The sequence below is a fragment of the Waterburya sp. genome (assembly GCF_058530065.1).
This window is the reverse complement of the sequence record NZ_JBZNBU010000161.1, coordinates 1-4,506: the sequence shown is the minus strand read 5'-3', so window position 1 is coordinate 4,506 and position 4,506 is coordinate 1. Positions and strand designations below refer to the sequence as shown.

Sequence of the window (4,506 nt, the reverse complement as noted above, 5' to 3'; positions counted from 1 at the left end):
TCGATGGAATTAGCAGTTTATTGTTTGCTGGCATTAGCTCCCATTGCTACGGTTTTTCTGTTATTAGTTATTGCTAAAAAATCGGCAAAACAAGCGATGCCGATCGCGTATCTGGTGACATCGGCGATCGCTTTACTCGTTTGGCAAGTTCCCTTAAAGGTAGTTGCTGCTTCCACCATTCAAGGTTTGGTGATGGCAACAGAGATTCTTTATATCATCTTTGGCGCGATTTTATTGCTGAATATTTTAAGAGAGTCGGGGGCGATCGCTACTATTCGTCGGGGTTTATTAGCTATTTCTCCCGACAGGCGCATTCAGGCAATTATCATCGTTTGGTTATTTGGCGGATTTTTAGAAGGTGCTTCAGGTTTTGGTACTCCTGCTGCGGTTTGCAGTCCGTTGTTAGTCGCTTTGGGCTTTCCTGCCCTGGCTGCGGTGACGATCGCCTTGATTGCTAACAGTACCGCAGTGGTGTTTGGTGCGGTAGGTATTCCTGTTTCCTTGGGAATTAATACTGGTTTGGAGGGTGCGGTTGTAGTAACCGATTATCTTGCCCAGCAGTCTTATAGCTATGCAGAATATTTCAGACTGATAGTAATCAGAGTTGGCGTACTCAACAGCATCATCGGTACTTTGATTCCCTTATTTATGGTCTGTGTTTTGACTCGCTATTTTGGACGGCGCAAATCATGGTGGGAAGGATTGGAAGTAGGGTGGTTTGCCCTGTTTGCTGGATTGGCTTTTACCGTTCCTTCTTGTTTGACGGCGATTGTTCTCGGCGCAGAATTTCCCTCTTTGATTGGTGGCTTAGTGGGTTTAGCGATCGTCGTTCCCGCAGCGCAGAAAGAGTTCTTAACTCCCCAACACATCTGGGACTTTCCCCCTGCAAAGACGTGGGCGGATGAATGGTCTGGCAGCCTAAAAGCTACGATAAACAACGACCGTAAAGACCGAAAGTTAACTTTAACTCAAGCCTGGATTCCCTATGTTTTAGTGGGATTGTTGCTGATGCTATCGAGATTGTCTTGGTTGCCCATCCAACAGATTTTAAGAACCCCTAATCTCAATCTTCCCAATGTTTGGGGGACGGAAATTAGCATTAGTTCGCAACCTTTTTATCTGCCAGGAACGATCTTTATTGTGGTGGCAATCTTAACTTACTTCTTCCACCGCATGAGTCGTAGGGATGTAATAAAAGCAACTCAAGAAGCTGCCTCGACTTTGTTGGGAACGGCGTTAGTTTTGGCTGCTGCCGTACCGATGGCGAGGGTGTTTATAAATTCTGGCTTTAATCTATCAGGGTTTGATAGTATGCCCGTTACCCTAGCAGATGGAATGTCTAGTTTGACTGGTAATAGCTATCCCTTGTTTGCCCCTGTAGTCGGCGCGATCGGTTCTTTTATTGCGGGTAGTGCCACCGTTAGCAACATGATGTTTTCGCTGTTTCAGTTTGGCGTAGCTGCGAAAATTGGAGTTTCGGGGGTGATTGTTACTGCATTACAAGGAATCGGGGCTGCTGCGGGGAATATGATTTGCGTCTCTAATATCGTCGCTGCCTCGGCGACGGTGGGTTTGGTAGGTTGCGAAGGGCTATTGATTCGTCGGGTTCTGTTACCCCTAATTTACTATTTGTTAGGGGCAGGAATTCTAGGAGCGATCGCTATTTATTTACCTGGATTTATCTAGCGATCGATTAGCTCAAACTCTTCTGGTAAAAAAAGACCTATGGGACTGAATATGCGATCGGCTTCTACGTCACATTTGTCTCTTGAAACAAAATAAACGCCATCGCTGGTGCAACCTGATATTTTGCCCCTACAACCTTTTAAAGAACCTTTAATAATTTTGACTGGCGCGCCTTGAGTATAGTTTGGTAAATTGCGCTCGCCACTAGAAAATGCTTTAAATTCAGAATTGCTCATTTCATTTTCTCTCAAAGCAAAAACGATGACAGACAAATTGCTCGATTCAATTAAAGGTACAAAATATCTGTCTATTTTCAAATTACGTTCACAGTTTGAGGAATTTATGAAGAAGGGAGGAAAAAAGTTTCACTAGGCGAGATAATATCAAAATTAAAGAATTCAAACTAGATAACGGCAAACTAAGATTTCTTTACTACTGGGCTGATTAAATTACTACTTAGCTTTTGAGAAGATGGATCGGGCTGATTCCCAACAAAGACAAATTACTACTTCTTTATCCCGTTTGCTGCCGAGATTATCAGAACGATTTGCCGAGCGCGTCGAACCTGAAGCATGGCAAGAATACACAAAGAGGATTGAAACTCATTTTTCTCGTTTATTTCGTTTGCTGTATCAACTTTATGGCAATCAGTACGACTTCTTTTATCATCTAGAAAATATTCTCGCGATCGCGACTAAGATGTGGCTAGCTAGATCCGACGATCTTAAAGCTTTAGACGTGATGCGCCAGGCAGATCCTCACTGGTATCAGTCCCATCGTATGGTAGGGGCAATGTGCTATGTGGATTTATTTGCGGGTGATTTACCAGGATTGCGCGATCGCCTGAGCTATCTCAAGGAGTTGGGCATTACTTATCTACACTTAATGCCTTTGTTTAAAACTCCCGACGGCGACAATGACGGCGGTTACGCCATCAGCAGCTATCGTGAAGTTAAATCTGCTTTAGGAACGATGGAGGAATTGACCCAACTAGCTACCGAATTGAGGCAGCATGGTATTAGCTTGGTCATAGATTTTGTGTTTAATCATACCTCCGACGAACACGAGTGGGCGCAACGAGCATTATCAGGCGATCTCGATTATCAAGAATATTATCGAATGTACCCAGACCGCCAACAGCCCGATGCTTTTGAAGAAACCGTTAATTCCGTATTTCCCGACGAACATCCAGGTTGTTTTACCTACCGCAACCAAATTCGTCGCTGGGTTTGGACTACCTTTTGTAACTATCAATGGGATTTGAACTACGAAAACCCGATGGTGTTTGCGCGTATGGCAGAAGAAATGCTGTTTCTAGCTAACGTGGGCGTAGAAGTCTTACGGCTAGATGCAGTGGCGTTTTTATGGAAAAAGTTGGGAACTAGCTGCGAGAATTTACCCGAAGCACATCTATTGATACAAGCATTTAATGCCGTAGTTCAAATTGCTGCCCCTGCTATGGCGTTCAAGTCTGAGGCAATCGTCCATCCCGATGAGGTAGTGCGCTACATCAGCAAAGAAGAATGCCCTCTATCATACAATCCTCAGTTGATGGCACTACTTTGGAATACTCTAGCGGTTAGAGATGTTCGGCTACTGCGTCATGGAATAAACAAAAGATTTGCTCTCCCAGAAGGGTGTGCGTGGGTCAACTATATTCGCTGTCACGATGATATTGGCTGGGGAATTTCCAATGAAGATATGCAGGATTTAGCGATCGACCCCGATAAACACCGTCGATTTTTGACAGAATTCTATACCGATCGCTTTGAAGGTAGTTTTGCCCATGGTTTAACGTTTCAAGAAAAGCCCGATGGAGAAGCCCGCATCGTTGGTACTACAGCATCTCTCTGTGGTCTGGACAAGATCGAGGACAACCAAGATCCTGACAAGATCGATTTAGCAATTAAACGCATCCTACTACTACACGGAATCATTCTCACGATTGGTGGTATTCCCCTTATTTATTTAGGAGACGAACTGGGGACTTTAAATGACTATACCTATGTTGAGTCTCCAGAGAAAGCTGGAGATAGCCGTTGGGTTCATCGTTCGGCTTTTAATTGGCAACTGGCAGAACAACGCAAAGATAGCACTAGCATCCCAGGACGAATTTACCTCGGCTTGCTTAAACTAATCCAGATTCGCCAACACAACCGCGCCTTCAGCCGTGCTAAAACTGAATTTATCGACACTGGTAGCGATCGCATTTTTGGTTATTTTCGCCACCATCAAGGGCAAAACGTTTTAGTCTTAGCAAACTTTAGCGATCGCCAAGAGACAATTGCAGGCAAACAATTAAGATGGTTAGGAATGCGTAAGATTCTGACGGATCTGGTTTCGGGAAAAACGGTTTCTGCGGTCAAAGAATTAATTCTAGAACCCTATCAGTTAGCGATTTTGTTGTAGTGGTTCGGAGTTCGGAGTTATCCCTCTTTTATGACTATACCGAAGATAGCAAGAGCAGTAGGATTAGAAAATAGTCAAGGATTAAACTATTTTCTATCTGAAGCTCAAAAGATTGGCATAAGATAATGCAGGTAATAAGTAGTTGTGCAAAATTAATTGGATAGTTGAGATTGGGTTTAGGGGTTAGGGCATTGGTGACAACTTAACGCTTTGTGTTTAAAGTCAAACGCTTTCAAGTAATAAGTAATAAGTAATAAGTAATAAGTAATGAGTAATTGGGATGGTTATGACCTTGAATTATTGCAGGAGCGCGAGGGCAATTCTAGATTTAACTCAAACTACATATAGGGTTTAAAAATAAATTAAGCACCATATATAGTAGTTGACTAATAGGTAAGTTTCTTAACTTGT

3 protein-coding genes are annotated in these 4,506 nt (G+C 43.2%); 2 read left to right on the top strand and 1 reads right to left on the bottom strand.

Annotated elements, in window-relative coordinates; translation table 11 throughout:
- The first annotated feature begins 3 nt into the window (after positions 1-3).
- Complete coding sequence (locus AC33VI_RS10165; RefSeq protein ID WP_491782147.1) at positions 4-1,686, top strand: L-lactate permease; 1,683 nt, start codon at positions 4-6, stop codon at positions 1,684-1,686.
- Here AC33VI_RS10165 and AC33VI_RS10160 read toward each other — a convergent pair.
- On the bottom strand, positions 1,683-1,922 hold the full coding sequence (locus AC33VI_RS10160) for a KOW domain-containing RNA-binding protein (RefSeq protein ID WP_491782146.1): 240 nt from the start codon (positions 1,920-1,922) through the stop codon (positions 1,683-1,685). The two genes, AC33VI_RS10165 and AC33VI_RS10160, sit on opposite strands and share 4 nt — an antisense overlap.
- Before the next feature lie 235 nt (positions 1,923-2,157).
- Between AC33VI_RS10160 and AC33VI_RS10155 the strand changes: the two genes are divergently transcribed.
- Positions 2,158-4,095 carry an amylosucrase gene (locus tag AC33VI_RS10155; RefSeq protein ID WP_491782145.1) on the top strand — a complete coding sequence of 646 codons (1,938 nt, stop codon included), beginning with the start codon at positions 2,158-2,160 and terminating at the stop codon, positions 4,093-4,095.
- The last annotated feature ends 411 nt before the right edge of the window (positions 4,096-4,506 follow it).

Coding starts and splice junctions, on each gene's coding strand:
- AC33VI_RS10165 (WP_491782147.1), top strand. CDS start 4: ATGGAATTAGCAGTTTATTGTTTGCTGGCATTAGCTCCCATTGCTACG.
- AC33VI_RS10160 (WP_491782146.1), bottom strand. CDS start 1,922: ATGAGCAATTCTGAATTTAAAGCATTTTCTAGTGGCGAGCGCAATTTA.
- AC33VI_RS10155 (WP_491782145.1), top strand. CDS start 2,158: ATGGATCGGGCTGATTCCCAACAAAGACAAATTACTACTTCTTTATCC.